The sequence below is a fragment of the Gluconobacter sp. R75690 genome (assembly GCF_015244525.1).
In the GTDB taxonomy this organism is placed as follows: domain Bacteria; phylum Pseudomonadota; class Alphaproteobacteria; order Acetobacterales; family Acetobacteraceae; genus Gluconobacter; species Gluconobacter potus.
This window is the reverse complement of the sequence record NZ_JABCQB010000002.1, coordinates 163,995-176,542: the sequence shown is the minus strand read 5'-3', so window position 1 is coordinate 176,542 and position 12,548 is coordinate 163,995. Positions and strand designations below refer to the sequence as shown.

Genomic DNA, 12,548 nt, shown 5'->3' with positions numbered 1-12,548 from the left:
TCAGGCGCAGCTTTACTCAGCGCCGGAGGCGCCGCTTCATCATGTCCCCGACTTCTGCCCAGGCTTTTGCCGATCTCGCTCTGGCGCCCACCCTCCTCCGCGCGCTGGACGAAGCGGGTTACGTCAAACCCACGCCCATTCAGGCCCAGTCCATCCCGCTTCTGCTGGAAGGCCGCGATCTGCTCGGGCTGGCCCAGACCGGCACCGGCAAGACGGCCTCTTTTGCGCTGCCCCTGCTGCACCGGCTCGCTGCAACGCCCCGTCCTGCCCCTAAAAACGGCGCGCGCGTTCTGGTTCTGGCACCCACACGTGAACTGGTCTCCCAGATTGCAGACGGGTTCGAGAGCTTCAGCTGTCATCAGCCGGTACGCGTGACGACGATTTTCGGCGGTGTCAGTCAGGTGCATCAGGTCAAGGCGCTTGAAGAGGGTGTGGACATCATCGTCGCCGCACCGGGACGCCTGCTGGACCTGATCGAGCAGGGCCTGTGCGATCTGTCGCAGCTTGAAGCGCTGGTGCTGGATGAAGCCGACCAGATGCTGGACATGGGCTTTGCCAAGCCGATCGAGCGCATTGTCGCAACGCTCCCCGAAGAGCGCCACACGGTGCTGTTTTCCGCAACGATGCCCAAGTCCATCGCAGCCCTCGTCGAGAGCCTCCTGCGCAATCCGGCCAAGGTCGAGATCGCACCGCCTTCGAGCACCGTGGACCGGATCGAACAGTCGGTCATGTTCCTCAATGCCTCCGACAAGAAAGCGGCCCTTCTGGCGCAGCTCCGGACGCCGGGCATTGGTCAGGCTGTCGTCTTCACATTGCAGAAGAACATCGCCAACGAGGTCTGCACCTTTCTGACGGAATCCGGCATCACGGCCGAGGCCCTGCACGGCAACCGCTCGCAGGGTCAGCGCGAGCGTGCCCTGAACGCTTTCCGCGAAGGCGATGTTCAGGTTCTGGTGGCAACCGATATCGCCGCGCGCGGCATCGACGTCGATACGGTCACGCATGTGATCAACCACGATCTGCCGAGCCTGCCGGAAAGCTACGTACACCGGATCGGCCGCACGGGCCGTGCGGGTCGCAGCGGTTTTGCCATCACGCTGTGCGATGCCGAGCAGCGTGCCTGGCTGCACGCCGTGGAGCGTGAGATCGGTCGGACGCTGGACGTTCATGACAGCCATGAATGGCACTGCGAAAAGGCCCGGAACTCGACCATGCGCCCGCCCGTCCTCGGCGGCGGTCCGGTCAAGCAGGTCAAGCCGCAGAAGCTGCGCGAGCGCCGCGTGTGGACCGAAGAGGAAAAAATGGCTGCCCGGGCTGCTGCCAAGACGTCCTGAACAGATCCCGTCGTGCTGCCTGAGAGGGCGGCACGACGCGAGAGTACCAAAAAACCGCAAGAATCCCCCGACAGGGACCGGTCATGCTTGACCTTTGGGCTGACAGTCCGCACATAGCGGGCTGGATTTTCTGGCTCCGCACCGGAGCCACTGCCGCGCGCAGATCATTACCCTGTCCCTGAAGCAAGGATTCACATGTCAAAAGAAGACCTGATCGAGTTTACCGGCACCGTCATGGAACTGCTCCCCAACGCCATGTTCCGCGTCACGCTCGACAACGAGCACACCATCCTGGCCCATACCAGCGGCAAGATGCGCAAGAACCGCATCCGCGTTCTGGCCGGTGACCGCGTGAACGTCGAAATGACGCCGTACGACCTGTCCAAGGGCCGGATCACGTTCCGCTTCAAGTAAGACCGTCCGCCGCATGACCTCCTCCCCGTCTTCCGCAGAAGGGTCATCCGGCCTTCCGGACCGTCCGAAGCTCGTTCTGGCCTCCGCCTCCCCGCGCCGCCTGAGCCTGCTGGAACAGATCGGCATCGTGCCCGACGCCGTCGTCAGCGCCGATATCGACGAAGAGCCGCGCCCCGGCGAACTGCCGCGTCCGCTTGCGCAGCGCCTCGCCCGCCAGAAGGCGGAGCATGTGGCCGCGCAGCGTACGGATGCAGCCCTCGTCCTCGGCGCGGACACGGTGGTTTCGGTCGGTCGCCGCGTCCTGCCAAAAGCCGAAGACGAAAAGACGGCCCGCGCCTGCCTGAAGCTGCTCTCCGGCCGTCGCCACAAGGTGCTGACGGCCGTGGTCCTGCGCCCGAGCGCGGGCTGGCCACAGGGCACGCCCTGCGAGCGACTGGTGGAAACCTCCGTCATTTTCCATCGCCTGACGGATGCGCAGATCGACGCCCTGATCGCGCAGGGGGACTGGCAGGGCAAGGCGGGCGGCTATGCCATCCAGGGCGCCGCCGCCGCCCATATCCGCCAGATCGGCGGCAGCTATTCCGCCGTCGTGGGGCTGCCACTGTTTGAAACGGCCCAGCTCCTGCGCGGACAGCCGGTTGGCAAGCCCTCAGGTGGCTGGATCGCATGACCGAAATCCGCGCAGCCTGTTCCCCGGGCGAAGTGCGGATTGCTGTCACGGACCATGACACATTGCTGGATGCCGCGATCTGGCGTCCCGGCTGCCCGGATGGTCTGGAAGACTGGCACGTCGTCCGCGTCCAGAAAGCCGCCCCAGTTCTCGGCGGCGCTTTCGTCCTGCTCGAAGACGGTCAGAGCGGCTTTCTCTCCACCCGCGAGAACCTGATCGAAGGGGCTCTGACCGCAGCCCGCGTCAGCCGCGCCGCCCAGAACGACAAGGGCCTGAGGCTGCGCCGGGCGGACATGCCCACTGAGGCCCCCTCCGGCCCCAAACTGCTCGAACGCGGACCAACCCCGCTCGACGAGTTGGCGGACCGTTATCCGGATGCTCCGATTTTCGTGGACGATCCGGGCATTGCGGCAAAACTGCCTGTCCGGCTGCGTCCGCGCCTTCAGCGCTGCCAGCAGGCGTTCGACGCTGCGCTGGAAGCAGATTTCGACAGTCTCGGCAGCCCCGAAGCCGATCTGGGCCTCCTGACCACCAGCATTTTCCCGACTCCCGCCCTTGTCGCCATCGACCTCGACAGCACTGGCGCCCCGGACTTCAAGGGCAATGTCGCAGCCTTCCCTGAACTGGCCCGACAGATCCGCCTGCGGAACCTCTCGGGCACGATTCTGGTAGATCCGGCGGGTGTGAAGACGCGCAAACGCCCGGCTCTGGTCCCTTTCCTGCGTGAGGCTCTGGCTGGCGATCCCCTGAAACCGGACGTCCTCGGCGCCACACCGTCCGGCCTGCTGGAACTGACGCGTCCGCGCCGTCGCCCCCCCTTGCATGAACTCCTGTCCTCCCCACATGGGCAGGCGCTGTCCATCCTCCGGACGATCCTGCGCGAAAACCGCCCCGGCCAGACGCTGACCGCCTCGATCGGACTCGTCAGGGCACTGGAAAACGATCCCGATGCCCTGGCGGATTTCATATCCCGTCGCGCCCGGCCGCTTGATCTTGTCCTTGATCCCAATGCCCCACCCGCAAGCTGGAGCCTGTCATGAACAACGCCACCTGCCCGATCTGCCATCGCCCCACCGATCCGCAGTTCCGGCCTTTCTGCTCCCGCCACTGTGCGGATGTCGATCTGGGCCGCTGGTTCAGCGGGACCTACCGCGTTCCGTCCTTTCGTCAGGATAATGACGAAGAGCACGACGAATATCGCGACAGGGAGGGTTGATCCCGCCTCAATCATCAGTTAAACCCCATCTCCGCAACAGGGTCCGCCCTGAAGCTCGGTGCCCAAGTAGCTCAGTTGGTAGAGCATGCGACTGAAAATCGCAGTGTCGGTGGTTCGATTCCGCCCTTGGGCACCATTTTTCTCCTGAAAAATCATCTTCTGATCAGCGCTTCACGCGAATGGCTGCCTCTGTCATGGTGCGATTCCCTCTGGCGTTCTGACAGCCGGATCTTCCATGATGACGCCGGGCAGGCCATCGCCGTCTGAAACAGGCCTCATCTCTCGTGCCCGGAGATATCGGGAACCGAACAATGGACGATCCCCTTTCCCGGCATCACGACCCGGACATTCCACCCCTGATGGAACCGGAGCAGGGCCCCCAGTCTGAACTCCAGCCCTGTCCCGAGCCGGATACCAACGGGCGACGTCGCCAGCCACCAGTCTGGTTTCTCCTGCCCGTACTCTGCATCTGCCTGTTTCAGGTTGCTGTTCTGGTGCCGCAGATCGCCCATCTGAATATCGGCCCGGGCAGGTTTTTCGGAATATCGGACCATCAGGACAACACCCACGCCGCCCGGCTCAACCGCGCCGTGTCCGGAACGCCCCGTTATCCTCAGGACATGATCGACCGGCATATCGAAGATCACGTCACGGTGGCCTGTACGATCGATGCCCAGGGCCGTTCCCACGACTGTATGGCCCGGGAAGGGCATTATGCGGAACTGAATCAGGCCGCACTCGACTATGTGGTTCAGGCGTCCTATTTCCCCGCGATGAGAAACGGCCATCCCGTCAGTTCACACTACAGGATGCACTTCAACTTCCTCATCCCTCCGGACCGGTGACCGATAACCGGAACATGAATTCTCCCTTCGCATGCATCCGAACCCGCGTCGGAGCGTTGTCTCCTCAAGTGTCAGTGCCACACGGGTTTGCACCCGCAGGGCCTGACTATGAAAACAGACAGAAGGTTTCATGATGTCTTTCAATATCAGCCGCCGTGGCGTCGCCCTTGCAGCCGTCCTTTTCGGTGCCGGTCTTGTCGCAGCTCCTGCCGTACGCGCTGAAGATACGCTCGGGGCCCCTGTCGGACACGTCACCCTCACCGCCCATTCGGCGGATGTCGGCATTGGTTACACTTGGGGTGATGGCACCCTGACCTACGGCCATCATACCTATCACTTCAAGGTCAGCGGCGGGAACATCGCTGCCGTCGGCTACTCCGCCCTGAAAGCCGAAGGCACCGTCTACAACCTGAAGCATCTGCATGATTTCGACGGCAGCTACGGCGCGCTTGCTGGGGAAGCGACGCTGGACAAGGGTCTGGGTGGCGCTGTCCTGTCCAACAGCAACGGCGTGCGCATCAAGATCGAGACGGCGACCGAAGGTGCGCGTCTGGCTGCGGGTGCGCAGGGTCTGACCTTTACGCTGAGCCGGTAATCTGGTGTCCTCCTCCCGCAGCCTTCCGGGAAGGCTGCGGTGACAGGCCGGACACTTCCCCCGCGTGCCCGGCTCTTCCTGCATTTTTTCGCGGGGGAGCGGAGCGTGACAGATCATGGATACCAACATTCTTGTTCTCTCCTTCACCGAGCAGAGCAAGGCTTTTCAGGCGTTTTCCGAACTGCGGGAACGGGCTGCGGACCAGAAGCTGGTCGTCATCAACGAGGCTGTCGTTGAGCGTACCACGGACGGCAACATCACCATTCACGACAACTGGGCCAATGGCGCTTCCGGCGAGCAGGTTCTGAACGGAACGCTTCTGGGCTCGCTCGTCGGGCTTCTTCTGGGGCCGCTGGGCGTGCTTCTCGGGGCGTCCATGGGTGCGCTCGTGGGATCGAGTCTGTCGGTTGAGGATGCGGCGATCCGCAGCAGCCTTCTGGCACAGATCGCCTCCGTCATTCCCGTGGGGACGACGGCCGTGATCGCGACGGTTCAGGAATATGTACCGCAGGTCGTGGACGATCTGGCGGCGTCGCTGGGTGCATCGCTGGTGCTGCGTCGGCCGATCGAGGCCGTGGAGCGCGAGGTCCTGGCCCAGCAGAAGGCGCAGGCAGCCGCAGCCGCAGAAGCCGGCCGTGTTCTGGTGCAGCAGCATTCGACCGAATGGCACGAGCGCATGACCGACTGGCAGAAGCAGGTTTCGACCAGCCTTCACAATCTGAAGAACAGGATCACGGGCGGCTGAGACCGTTACGGTCTTGATCTGAGCCTCTGATGCGGGCCATCGTGACCTAACATTTCCTTACAGGATGTCGTCATGATGGCCCGTTTTCGTATGCTTTTCCCGCTGGCCGGTCTGGGGGTGTTTTCAGCAGCACCCGCGGCTCCTGCGCCGCCCGTTCTGGCGCCCTTTATTCATGACGGCAGTTTCGAGCCCGGCGATTACGGGTTGGTCCGGGGTGCTTTTCCGGGTGCGACCACGCAGCAGGTCGCGGACTGGAAGGCCATTAAGGCTTATGGCAAGGCCTGCATGCAGGATGCGGCGCTTGTACAGGATGCGGAGTTGAAGAAACTTGGTGTCGCGGCTTCTGTTCCCGAGGAATCCGGATATCAGGATCATGTGTGCATGCAGGTCAATATGGCGGACAGCGTGCCTGACGGAATGAAAAGCTGGGAAGATTTTCAGAGGGCCATGTCCCGTAGCCTGCCTTATTTTCAGACTTATGAAATAGCAGTCCATGATGCCACGAAGGCACTTGAGAGCGATCCGGCAAAAGACACATTGGAAGAACAGATTACGGCACATGTTGTACCAGACCAGATGTGGCGTTTTTCAGCTGAATCCCGAGAGAAAATCATAGGGCTCGATGCACCGACCCGGAGCGCTCTGAAGAGTCGTCTTATCTCCGCTATTATCAACTTGGACTGAGACAACAGCCATTGGGCACGGCATGTTCTGGAAACGCAGGGATGGGCGAGCGTGCTGAAAGCGGGGCATAAACCTGCGAAGATGCTGTGGACGCTGGTGCAGCACGCAGATGTGGATCCGGTTTTTCAGGTCATGGCGCTTCGTCAGCTTGAACCGCTTGCACGATCGGGTCTGTTTCCAAAACAGGGATATGCGCTGCTGACGGATCGGGTCATGCTCGCCACGACCGGAAAGCAGCATTATGGCTCCCAGCTTTCATGTCAGAGCCACCATTACGCCCCTTTCCCGCTGGATGCGGGCGGCGACAATCCGAAAACGCTTGATGCAAGACGGGCGGACATGAATCTCCCTCCCGAAGCCCCCTACCTCACACACTTCCCACCCCATTGTTAAAAGGGGTGAAGGGGGCGAGCCCCTTTGCGCATTCGGACGGGTGCAGGGCAGATCCCTGCGTCAAAGAGCAGTCGGACGATCCATGGTTTTGCGCAGTGGATACAGCGCCAGCTCCTCAATGGTCGCGCCGGTATTGGTCGCCTGAAGGCCCAGCGTTGTCAGCGGATTGGCGGGGAAGACCAAGGCCGTGGCGACGGAGAGGCCGTCATTGGCGAAGAGTTCCAGCGCGCAGGCATCGAGCACCAGCCGCAGGGAGAAGCGGCGGCTGTTGGCGATCAGGGGCGTGGAAAAGCGCTCCGTGAAGAACGGCTGGGAGAAGCCGTGCAGATCGCCGCGGTCGAGCCAGAGCTGGCTTGAGAAGGCATCGAAGCCGATGGAGAGGGACTCTCCCTGCCCGTTCGAGAACACGATGACGAAGCGGCCCGCGCGTCCCTGTTCGCCGTCCGGCTGCGGATTGCTGCGCTCATCGACGGTGACGGTCAGGAGCAGTTCGATGGCAGTGCCGGTGGGCAGCGCAACCTGCACCCCGCTCTGGGCGGCGATACGGTCCACTTTGAACAAGATCTTCTCACCCCGGAAGGCTTCGAGCCCGTAGGGGCGCTGGACCAGACGCAGCCAGTTCATTTCATCCCGGCGCAGGGACATGCGGCGCGGCAGCGTCATGAGGCCGCGCCAGCTCCGGTTGGGGACTTCCTCGCAGTACTGCCAGTTGCCGAACCAGGCGAAATAGACCGCCTTGTTGTCCGGCATGCTGTCATAGACCTGCATGGCGTAGCTGTCCTTGGCGAAGTCCGTCAGGCCGATCACCGTGTTGTCGGGCGTAAAGCGTTCGCCGTCGAAATCGCCCACGAAATACTGTGTGACGCTGCCGCCCAGCGGGCCACCCGGATTAACGGAAACGAACAGGACCCACCGGCTGCCTTTCTCATCGCCCTCGATGTCGAGTTCGATCAGGTTGGGACACTCGTAGTCCACGCCGAACAGACCGGCGGGGCCGAAGCTGCTGAGATGCATCCAGTGCAGCAGGTCGATGGAGCCGTAGAACAGCACCTTGTGGGCGCGCGCGCTGACCACGACCATGATCCATTTGCCGCTGGCCTCGTGCCAGAAGACCTTGGGATCGCGGAAGGAATTGACGCCGATATTCAGGATCGGGTTGTGGTCGTAGTCGATGTAATGCTGGCCGCCATCGGGGCTCCAGGCGATGTACTGCGTCTGGCTCTGCGGTGTGGCGCGCGTGTAGATCGCGACCAGTCCGCCGGGCATGGGCGGGAGCGCAGGCGGGGCAGCATGGGTTTCGGCACCGTTCGGAGGCGCATAGACCGAGCCGAACGGGGCGGACTCATTCGGGCCAAGCGCAGGCATTTTGTCGGGCGCGTAAGGCGTGTCGGACGTGGTTTTTCGCAGTTCCGGGGCGAGCGCCTGCACGGCGGCCTGCGTGGCCGTCGGGGTGGCCGGAGTAACGGCCGAGACCTCCGGTTTGCGGGGCGGGAAAAGGCCCGAGACGTTGTTGTGGTCCAGCACGACGCAGCCGGTATAGGCCTCGCCCGCTGCCGTCTGGTCGATGGCGATGGGCTGGTCCTGCCAGGTGTAGAGATCCGTGCTGGTGGCGTGGCCCCAGTGGACGCGTCCGGCGTAGGGGGCGGTCGGGTCGTACTGGTAATAGAGATGGTAGGTCTGGCCATCGAAGATCAGGCCGTTGGGGTCATTCATGAAGCCGGTGGGCGGCGAGAAATGAATGGAGGGGCGATAGAAATAGTCGCTCTGGGTGCGGATGACAGGCTTGTTATTTGCGCCGGGCTGATCGGCGGGTTCGATATGCGCATTGCTCGGCTGATGGCCGTGAGACGTGAGTGTGTCTTTCGGCGGTTTATCGGCGGCGCTGGCATTCCCCGTCAGACGCAGGCTGCTGCCGACGGTGCCGGCAACGGTTCCGGCGGCAAGAAGGGATGTCAGGGCGCGGCGGCGGCCCGGGACTGGCAGGTCATTATGGTCTGTCATGGCGGACAGGATACATGAGACGCCCGTTTTCAAAAGAGCGGGCGTGAGCCCGGGGCAGGACGTTGCATGTCCGGCCCGGATACGGACATAGTGCGGCATGAAGCGTCTCGACCCCTTTCTCCTGTCCCTCATCGCCGCGATCGCGCTGGCCTCTTTCCTGCCCTGCCGGGGGCAGATGGAGCACATTCTCCAGCATGTCGTGACGATCCTCATCACGTTCATGTTCTTCTTCCAGGGCGCGAAACTCGAACGTCACGCCATCGTGGACAGCGTGAAGGACTGGAAGCTTCAGGGAAGCGTGCTGCTCTGCACGTTCGCGCTGTTTCCCTTGCTGGGGATCGGGCTGCATCTGCTGTTCCGGGCGGTCTTTCCGGATGCGCTGTTCGGTGAAGAGTTGTGGTCGGGCATCCTGTTCCTGTGCTGCCTGCCATCCACCGTGCAGTCTTCCATCGCGCTGACCTCCATCGCGAAGGGCAATGTTCCGGCGGCGATCTGTGCGGCGACGGTTTCCAATATTGCGGGCATTGCGCTCACGCCGCTGCTGACGGGCGTGGTGCTCGGGCATGTGGGGGCCGGACATTCACCGCTGGAATCCGTGCTGGATGTGGGCAAGGAACTGCTGCTTCCGTTTGCGCTCGGGCAGATCCTTCAGAAATGGGTCGGGCCGATCGTGCGGAAACACAAGATCCTGATTTCGTTCACCGATCGCGGGTCCATCATCGTGGTCGTCTATACGGCGTTCAGCTCGGCTGTTGTGGAAGGGATCTGGCACCGGGTTTCGGGCGTGCATCTTCTGGAAGTGGCGCTGCTCGACAGTTTCATGCTGGCGCTGGTTCTGGTGCTGTCGCATCTGATGGGCGACGGATTGGGACAGACGACGGAAAACAAGATCGCGCTCCAGTTCTGCGGCTCAAAGAAGTCGCTGGCGTCAGGCGTGCCAATGGCGAGCGTGATTTTCCCGGCGGCATCGGTTGGCATCATCGTCCTGCCGCTGATGATCTATCACCAGATCCAGCTCTTCACCTGCACATTGCTGGCCCGGCGTTATGGGCGGCGGGCGCTCGACACCAGCGACCAGGGCACGGCGACCTCTCCGCAGCGTCGCACCGCCACACCGTAAACTTCGGCGAACAGGGCGTCTGTCAGGACTTCTGCAGGCGTGCCGATACTGACGAGGCGGCCTTGCGACAGGACAGCAATGCGTGTGCAGAAGCGGGCCGCGAGGGCCAGATCGTGCAGGACGACGGCGACGGCCTGACCCTGTGCGGCGCATTGGCCGAACAGGTCCATGACCGTAAGGGCCTGCGCGGGGTCGAGGGCCGCGACCGGTTCGTCCGCCAGCAGGATCGGGGCCTGAACCGCCAGCGCGCGGGCGAGCAGGATGCGGGCGCGTTCGCCGCCTGAGAGGCGGGCCGACGAGCGGTCGGAGAAAGCACTCATCCCGACCGCATCCAGAGCCTGCTGTACGGCTGTTTCATTCTGTTCCGCCGAGGCCGTGCGACGATGGGGCAGACGCCCGAGCATTGCGACATCCCGCACGCTCATGCCGATGGCAGCGGGGGCTTCCTGCGGGAGGTAAGCCAGATGGCGGCCGCGCTTTTCGGGGGGCATGGTGAACAGGTCCTGTCCGTCCAGCAGGACGCGGCCGGTTTCGGGGCGGAGCAGTCCGGCCATGATGCGCAGGAGCGTGCTCTTGCCCGCGCCGTTGGGTCCGATCAGGCCGAGGACTTCGCCGGGGCGGACATCGAGCGCGATATCGTTGAGAAGTCTGTGGCCCTGAAGGGTCAGGCTGATCGTGTCTGTCTGGAGGATCATGGCGCGCTCCTCATACCGGCCGTCCCCGCAGGCGCCAGACCTGCCAGAAGAAGACCGGCGTTCCGATCAGGGACGTCACCACACCGAGTTGCAGTTCGGCGCCGCTAACGGGCAGGCGCACGAACAGGTCGGCGGCCAGCAGGAGCGCCGCGCCACCGAGTGCGGATGGCAGCAGGAGACGTGACGGGCGGGCTCCGGCGAGGGGGCGCAGCAGATGCGGCATAACGAGGCCGACGAACCCGATGCCGCCTGCCACGGCGACACCACTGCCGACCGCGAGCGCCGTTCCGAGCACGACGCGCCACTGTACCGCGCGTAGGGGGAAGCCCATCGTCTGGGCGACGTCTTCGCCGAGGGTCAGGGCGTCGAGCGAGCGTCCGGTGCTGAACAGCAGCGCCGATCCGATCAGGAGGCCCGGTGTGGCGATCAGCACGTCATGCAGACTGGCGCGGGACAGGGAGCCCATGAGCCAGTGCATGATTTCGTAGGACGCATAGGGGCTTGGCACGAGGTTGAGCGTCAGGGCCAGAAGTGCGGCACTCATGGAGCCCAGCGCCGCACCGGCAAGCACCAGAACGAGCGTGCCCCCACGCGTCAGGGCCAGAAGCAGCAGCGTGGCGAGCCCGGCGCCGGACAAAGCCGCCAGCGGAAGCGCGGGCGCCCAGACTGCCGAGACGCCGGTATAAAAAACCAGTACGGCGCCTAGCGCACCGCAGCCCGAAATGCCGAGCACGCCCGGATCGGCGAGCGGGTTGCGGACCAGTCCCTGAAGCGCCGCACCGGAAAGGCCGAGCGTTCCGCCGATCAGCAAAGCGAGGATCATGCGCGGCAGGCGGATCTGACCGATGATGGTCGCGGCGATCGTCTCACGGCCATGCAGCATGTCGGACAGGCCTTGCACGACGCCGATCCCCGCTGGGCCTGCGGCCAGTGACAGGATGGCGAGAGCCAGAACCACGGCGCTCAATATGGCGACGGTTAGTGTGTAGCGGCTCATGGCGAAGACTCCGTGCCGGTCAGACGGTCATGCGCGGCGATCAGGGCGGTCAGTGCATCGAGAGTGTCGGGCGTGCCGCACATGGTCAGGCGGCCGGGAAGCGCCAGGAGATGCGCGCCCGTGAAGCGATCCCGCAGGGCGGGATGATGCACGGCATCTTCCGCCAGAGACGCGCCTTCGGAAATCATGCCCGTCACCAACAGGTCGGGCGGATGGGCGATCAGTGTTTCGAGCGCGATGGTGCCGTCCGGGCGTTCGGATGCGGACAGGCGAAAGCCGGCGCGCTTCAGCAGATCGGAAATCAGGCCCCCCTCTTCTCCGGCAAGGTTGGCACCGATGACCGTGGCGGTCAGGATCTGGTCCGGATGGGCGGAATGAAGGCTTTCCAGACGAGCCGCGAAGGCGCGGATCATGTCGTCGCCGCGTGCGTCCTCGCCGATGGCGTGGGCGACCGTGCGGATCTGCGTGGGAATGTCCGCCAGGGACGCGATGGACGGAAGCTGGACGAACGGGACGTGCAGGGCATTGGTCACGAGCGGGACCGTCGGGCGGTGCCATGTTCCGTCCAGAACGACGTCCGGATGGGTGACGACGAGGTTCTCGCCGTCAGGGCGCTGGACGGGATATGTCGCTGCAATCTCGCAGCGGACGGATTCTGCGCAGTCCGTGGCCAATGGGCTGAGACCGAGAATGTGGGACGGGTCTGCCAGTTCAAGCAGCAGTTCGTCCGTGCACAGGTTCAGGGAAACGATACGGGTCCGCACCGGACCGGCACAGGCCGATCCAGCGATCGCACCCGTAATCAGGCCCGACAGCAGCAGGACTGCCATCGGGGCTGA

At 63.7% G+C, this 12,548-nt stretch carries 15 protein-coding genes and 1 tRNA gene; 12 read left to right on the top strand and 4 right to left on the bottom strand.

Translation table 11 applies throughout. The features are described 5' to 3' along the window. Window positions 1-41: 41 nt before the first annotated feature. The 11 genes from HKD27_RS03220 (at window position 42) to HKD27_RS03170 (ending at window position 6,896) form a co-directional block, all read left to right on the top strand. Window positions 42-1,334, top strand: coding sequence for a DEAD/DEAH box helicase (locus HKD27_RS03220; RefSeq protein ID WP_194688486.1), 1,293 nt, complete (start codon window positions 42-44; stop codon window positions 1,332-1,334). Between the two features lie 195 nt (window positions 1,335-1,529). Further along, window positions 1,530-1,748: a translation initiation factor IF-1 gene (infA, locus tag HKD27_RS03215; RefSeq protein WP_007282896.1), complete on the top strand. Its 219-nt coding sequence runs from the start codon at window positions 1,530-1,532 to the stop codon at window positions 1,746-1,748. 13 nt (window positions 1,749-1,761) lie between these two features. Continuing rightward, the gene (locus HKD27_RS03210; protein WP_194264870.1) at window positions 1,762-2,418 is read left to right on the top strand and encodes a nucleoside triphosphate pyrophosphatase; all 657 of its coding nucleotides are present in this window, start codon (window positions 1,762-1,764) and stop codon (window positions 2,416-2,418) included. Then, on the top strand, window positions 2,415-3,458 hold the full coding sequence (locus tag HKD27_RS03205; protein ID WP_194688487.1) for a ribonuclease E/G: 1,044 nt from the start codon (window positions 2,415-2,417) through the stop codon (window positions 3,456-3,458). Before HKD27_RS03210 ends, HKD27_RS03205 begins: the two co-directional genes overlap by 4 nt. Beyond that, entirely contained in the window at window positions 3,455-3,634 is a 180-nt protein-coding gene (locus HKD27_RS03200) for a DNA gyrase inhibitor YacG (protein ID WP_194688488.1), read from the top strand. The genes HKD27_RS03205 and HKD27_RS03200 overlap by 4 nt, the downstream gene beginning before the upstream one ends. A gap of 60 nt (window positions 3,635-3,694) precedes the next feature. Next, window positions 3,695-3,770: transfer RNA gene (locus HKD27_RS03195), tRNA-Phe, on the top strand. Window positions 3,771-3,945: 175 nt separating this feature from the next. Continuing rightward, window positions 3,946-4,479: an energy transducer TonB gene (locus tag HKD27_RS03190; RefSeq protein WP_194688489.1), complete on the top strand. Its 534-nt coding sequence runs from the start codon at window positions 3,946-3,948 to the stop codon at window positions 4,477-4,479. A gap of 133 nt (window positions 4,480-4,612) precedes the next feature. Continuing rightward, entirely contained in the window at window positions 4,613-5,074 is a 462-nt protein-coding gene (locus HKD27_RS03185; RefSeq protein WP_062495194.1) for a hypothetical protein, read from the top strand. A 115-nt stretch (window positions 5,075-5,189) separates the two neighbouring features. Further along, window positions 5,190-5,819 (top strand): DUF1269 domain-containing protein, encoded by a 630-nt coding sequence (locus tag HKD27_RS03180; protein WP_194688490.1) that lies wholly within the window; start codon window positions 5,190-5,192, stop codon window positions 5,817-5,819. Window positions 5,820-5,891: 72 nt separating this feature from the next. Then, the gene (locus HKD27_RS03175; RefSeq protein ID WP_194688491.1) at window positions 5,892-6,503 is read left to right on the top strand and encodes a hypothetical protein; all 612 of its coding nucleotides are present in this window, start codon (window positions 5,892-5,894) and stop codon (window positions 6,501-6,503) included. Between the two features lie 27 nt (window positions 6,504-6,530). Continuing rightward, window positions 6,531-6,896 (top strand): DUF6624 domain-containing protein, encoded by a 366-nt coding sequence (locus HKD27_RS03170; RefSeq protein WP_370544224.1) that lies wholly within the window; start codon window positions 6,531-6,533, stop codon window positions 6,894-6,896. A gap of 60 nt (window positions 6,897-6,956) precedes the next feature. On the opposite strand, the gene HKD27_RS03165 is transcribed toward HKD27_RS03170, so the two are convergent. After that, on the bottom strand, window positions 6,957-8,897 hold the full coding sequence (locus HKD27_RS03165) for a glycoside hydrolase family 32 protein (protein WP_194688610.1): 1,941 nt from the start codon (window positions 8,895-8,897) through the stop codon (window positions 6,957-6,959). 97 nt (window positions 8,898-8,994) lie between these two features. Between HKD27_RS03165 and HKD27_RS03160 the strand changes: the two genes are divergently transcribed. Further along, window positions 8,995-10,017: a bile acid:sodium symporter family protein gene (locus HKD27_RS03160; RefSeq protein WP_194688493.1), complete on the top strand. Its 1,023-nt coding sequence runs from the start codon at window positions 8,995-8,997 to the stop codon at window positions 10,015-10,017. On the opposite strand, the gene HKD27_RS03155 is transcribed toward HKD27_RS03160, so the two are convergent. The 3 genes from HKD27_RS03155 to HKD27_RS03145 are packed head-to-tail and all read right to left on the bottom strand — an operon-like array spanning window position 9,942 to window position 12,539. Further along, entirely contained in the window at window positions 9,942-10,712 is a 771-nt protein-coding gene (locus tag HKD27_RS03155; RefSeq protein ID WP_194688494.1) for an ABC transporter ATP-binding protein, read from the bottom strand. The two genes, HKD27_RS03160 and HKD27_RS03155, sit on opposite strands and share 76 nt — an antisense overlap. 10 nt (window positions 10,713-10,722) lie before the next feature. Next, window positions 10,723-11,709, bottom strand: a complete 987-nt coding sequence (locus HKD27_RS03150) for an iron ABC transporter permease (protein WP_194688495.1) — start codon at window positions 11,707-11,709, stop codon at window positions 10,723-10,725. Continuing rightward, window positions 11,706-12,539 (bottom strand): ABC transporter substrate-binding protein, encoded by an 834-nt coding sequence (locus HKD27_RS03145; protein ID WP_194688496.1) that lies wholly within the window; start codon window positions 12,537-12,539, stop codon window positions 11,706-11,708. Before HKD27_RS03145 ends, HKD27_RS03150 begins: the two co-directional genes overlap by 4 nt. Window positions 12,540-12,548: the final 9 nt, after the last annotated feature.